At 76.7% G+C, this 4,356-nt stretch carries 1 protein-coding gene and 2 pseudogenes; all 3 read left to right on the top strand.

From position 1 onward, the window contains the following. Window positions 1-15: 15 nt before the first annotated feature. Window positions 16-2,232, top strand: a pseudogene (locus tag ACFV3R_RS34495) (SDR family NAD(P)-dependent oxidoreductase); the annotation flags it as partial. A gap of 384 nt (window positions 2,233-2,616) precedes the next feature. Continuing rightward, window positions 2,617-2,766: pseudogene (locus ACFV3R_RS34490) on the top strand (acyl carrier protein); the annotation flags it as partial. Window positions 2,767-3,013: 247 nt separating this feature from the next. Then, the coding region (locus ACFV3R_RS34485) for a type I polyketide synthase (RefSeq protein WP_385591491.1) at window positions 3,014-4,356 on the top strand (1,343 nt) is incomplete at its 3' end.

Below are 4,356 nucleotides of genomic sequence, written 5' to 3'. Positions count from 1 at the left end.
CAGGGTGTGGCGGCGATGGCCGGGGCGGGGGTGCGTACGTTCCTGGAGTTGGCGCCCGACGCGGTCCTGACCCCGATGATCAACGACACCCTCGGCCCGGACGTCGTCGCCGTCCCCGCCATGCGGCGCGACCGCCCCGAACCGGAGACCGTCGTCTCCGCGCTCGCCGCCGTCCACCTGGCCGGACACGACGTCGACTGGGACGCCTTCCTCGGCAAGCGGACGGCGCACCGCACCGAACTGCCGACCTACCCCTTCCAGCACCAGCGCTACTGGCTGGACGCGCCCTCCGCGTCCGGGGGCACGGCCGCGGGCCAGACGGCGACCGGGCACCGGCTGCTGGGCTCGGCCGTCTCCCTGGCCGGTGAGGGGCGAACCGTCCTCACCGGCGGCCTCTCCCTGGCGGCGCAGCCGTGGCTGGCCGACCACGCGGTCCTCGGCACCGTACTGCTCCCCGGTGCGGCCCTCGCCGAGTTCGCGGTGACGGCGGGCCGGCACACCGCCTGCCCGCGACTGGCCGAACTCACCCTCCAGGAACCCCTGGTGCTGACGGCCGGAACCGGCGCGGCGGTCCAGGTGAGCGTGGACCCGCCCGAGGCCGACGGCTCCCGCGCCGTCACCGTCTACTCCCGCCCCGAGGACGCGCAGCCCGCCGACGCCTGGCGCTGCCACGCCCGCGGCCGTCTCACCCCCGGGGACCCGGCTCCGTTGCCGGCGGGCACCACCTGGCCGCCCGAGGGGGCGCAGCCGGAACCCGTGGAGCACCTCTACACCGCACTGGCCGACCGCGGCATCGAGTACGGCCCGGTCTTCCAGGGACTGCGCGGGGCCTGGCGGCGGGGCGAGGAGGTGTACGCGGAGGTCGAACTGCCCGGCACCGCAGACCCCTCCGGGTTCGCCGTCCACCCGGCACTGCTGGACGCCGCCCTGCACTCCCTCGCCCTGCGCGCGGACGAGAGCGCCGACGGCGGCATCCTCCTGCCCTTCTCCTGGCGGGAGGTCGAACTCTTCGGGACGGCCACCGCACCGCGCACCCTGCGGGTCGCCACCCGGCCCACCCCGGACGGCGAACTCGCCCTGACCGCACACGACACGGAGGGCCAGCCGGTCCTGAGCGTGGCGGGCCTGGCCCTGCGGCCGGTGACCGGGGCGCAGCTGCGGGCGGCCGGCGCGAGCGACGCGCGACTGCTGCACGAGACGCGCTGGCGGCCGGTGCCCTCCGCGAACCCGGCGGCCGGGGACTGGGCCGTCGTCGACGACCTCGCCGAACTCGGCCGGGACGCCGACCTGCCCGCCACCGTCCTGCTGCGCCTGCCCGCCGCGGGCGAGGACGCCGGGAGCGCCCTGCGCGCCGCGTACGAGTGTGCCGCGCGGCTGCGGCAGTGGGCCGAGGACCCCCGCACCACCGGCAGCCGGCTGGTGGTCCTGACCCACCGGGCGCTCGCCGTCCGCGAGGGCGAGGTGCCCGACCCGGCGGGCGCCGCCGCCTGGTCGGTGGTACGCACCGCCCAGTGGGAGCATCCGGGCAGCTTCGCCGCGGTCGACCTCGACCGGACGGAGGCGCCTGAACTCCTCGCGCTCGCCGCCGCACTGCCGGCCGACGAGGAGCAGGCGGTGGTGCGCGAGGGCGAGATGTCCGTGGCCCGGCTGGCCCGGACGGCCGACGGGACACCTCCGGCCGCCCCGGCCGCCTCGTTCCCGGAGTCGGGCACCGTCCTGGTCACCGGCGGAACCGGCGGCCTCGGCGCGGCGGTGGCCAGGCACCTGGCCTCCGTCCACGGCGTCCGCAGACTGCTGCTGCTCAGCCGCCGCGGCCCGGCGGCGGAAGGGGCCGAGGCCCTGGTGCGCGACCTGGCGCTGGCCGGGGCGGAGGCCACCGTGGTGGCGTGCGACGTCGGCGACCGGTCCGCTCTCGCCGAGGTGCTGTCGGACCTTCCGCCGGACGCGCCGCTGGGAGCCGTGGTGCACACCGCGGGCGTGGTGGACGACGCACTGCTGCGGAACCTGACCGAGGAGCAGTTCGCCCACGCCTTCCACGCCAAAGCGGCCGGGGCCCGGCACCTCCACGAGCTGACCGCCGGCCTCGACCTGAGCGCCTTCGTCCTGTTCTCCTCGGCCGCCGGCACCCTGGGCAGCCCCGGGCAGGCGGCCTACGCCGCGGCCAACGGCTACCTGGACGCCCTCGCCGCCCTGCGCCACGGGCGCGGCCTGCCGGCACTCTCCCTGGCCTGGGGCGTGTGGGACCTGGACAGCGGCATCGCCGGCCGCCTGGAGGGCACCGACCGCGCCCGGCTCTCCCGCAGCGGACTCGCCCCCATGGCACCGGAGGAGGCGCTGGCCTGCTTCGAGGCGGCCCTGCGGCAGGACCGGCCGGTGCTGCTGGCGGCCCGCACCGAACCGGCGGCACTGCGCGAACTCGCCGCCGCCGGAATGCTGCCCGCAGTGGTGCGGGAACTGGCGCCCGCGGTACCGGCCGGAGGGGACGACGGCGCGAACCGGTTCGGCCCGGTCACCGGCCTGCCGCCCGAGGAACAGCGCGCCGCGGTGCAGGGTCTGGTGAGCACCACCGTGGCGGACGTGCTCGGCCACGACTCGGCTCTCGCCGTCCCGCTCGACCGCCCCTTCCAGGAACTCGGCTTCGACTCCCTCACCGCGGTGGAACTGCGCAACCGCCTCGGCGCCGCGACGGGCCTGACCCTGCCGGCGACCCTGGTCTTCGACCGTCCCACCCCCGCGGCCCTGGCCGACTGGCTGCTGGAGCGGCTGGCGCCCGCCGAGGACCCGGGCGCCGAGGAAGCACGGCTGCGCGCGGCCCTCGCCGCCATCCCCTACGGCCGGTTCCGCGACGCGGGGCTGCTCGACGCACTGTGGCGGCTGGCCGGCGGTGACGAGGACCCCACCACGCCCGAGGCGCAGCGCCCCGACCAGGAGGCGGTCGACGCCATGGACGCCGACGCACTGGTCGACCTGGTGCTCGGCGACACGGACAACGATCTCGTGAAGTGAGGCAGATGTGACCACCTCCCCCGACCGGCTGCTCGCCGCCCTCCGCACGTCGGTGAAGGAGAACGAGCGGCTGCGTGAACAGAACCAGGCGCTGCGGGACGCACAGCAGGAGCCCGTCGCCATCGTCGGCATGGCCTGCCGCTACCCGGGCGGGGTGCGCTCCCCCGAGGACCTGTGGCGGGTGGTCGCCGACGGCACGGACGCCGTGGGGGAGTTCCCCGCCGACCGCGGCTGGGACCTGGAGGCGCTGTACGACCCCGACCCCGACCACCACGGCACCAGCTACACGCGCCACGGCGGCTTCCTCTACGACGCGGCCGAGTTCGACGCCGGGTTCTTCGGCGTCAGCCCGCGCGAGGCGGTCTCCATCGACCCGCAGCAGCGGCTGCTGCTGGAGGTGTCCTGGGAGACCCTGGAGGCGGCCGGCATCGACCCGGCCACCGTGCGCGGCAGTGACACCGGTGTGTTCGTGGGGGTCATGTACGGCGACTACGCCACCCGGCTGCCGGCCGTGCCCGAGGAGCACGAGGGCTTCGTGGGGACGGGCAGTGCGGGCAGTGTGGCCTCCGGCCGGGTGGCGTACACCTTCGGCCTCGAAGGGCCGACGCTGACGGTGGACACCGCCTGCTCCTCCTCCCTGGTGAGCATGCACCTGGCCGCCGAGGCGCTGCGCCGCGGTGAGTGCCGGCTCGCGCTGGCCGGCGGGGTGACGGTGATGGCCTCCCCCGGGGTGTTCGTCGAGTTCAGCAGGCAGCGGGGGCTGGCACCCGACGGACGGTGCAAGCCCTTCGCGGCGGCGGCCGACGGCACCGGCTGGGGCGAGGGCGCCGGCATGGTGCTGCTGGAGCGCCTGTCCGACGCCCGGCGCAACGGCCACCGCATCCGGGGCCTGCTGGTGGGCGGCGCCGTCAACTCCGACGGGGCGAGCAACGGGCTGACCGCGCCCAACGGCCCGTCCCAGGAGCGGGTGATCCGCCAGGCGCTGGCCACCGCCCGGATCGGGGCCGACCAGGTCGACGCGGTGGAGGCGCACGGGACGGGGACGGCGCTGGGCGACCCCATCGAGGCCCAGGCGCTGCTGGCGACCTACGGTCAGGACCGGGGTGCGCAGGCGCCGTTGTGGCTGGGGTCGGTCAAGTCGAACCTGGGCCACACCCAGGCCGCCGCCGGGGTCGCCGGCGTGATCAAGATGCTGCTCGCCATGGAGCACGGGGTGCTGCCCCGCACCCTGCACGTCGACGCGCCGACGCCGCACGTCGACTGGGGCGCCGGGCAGGTGGCGCTGCTGGCGGAGCCGGTGCCGTGGCCGGAGCTGGGGCGGCCCCGGCGGGCGGCGGTGTCCTCCTTCGG

Origin of the sequence: Streptomyces sp. NPDC059740 (genome assembly GCF_042733155.1) — a bacterium.
Classification (GTDB): Bacteria; Actinomycetota; Actinomycetes; order Streptomycetales; family Streptomycetaceae; genus Streptomyces.
The sequence above is the reverse complement of the archived record's forward strand: the minus strand, read 5'-3'. Positions and strand labels throughout refer to the sequence as shown.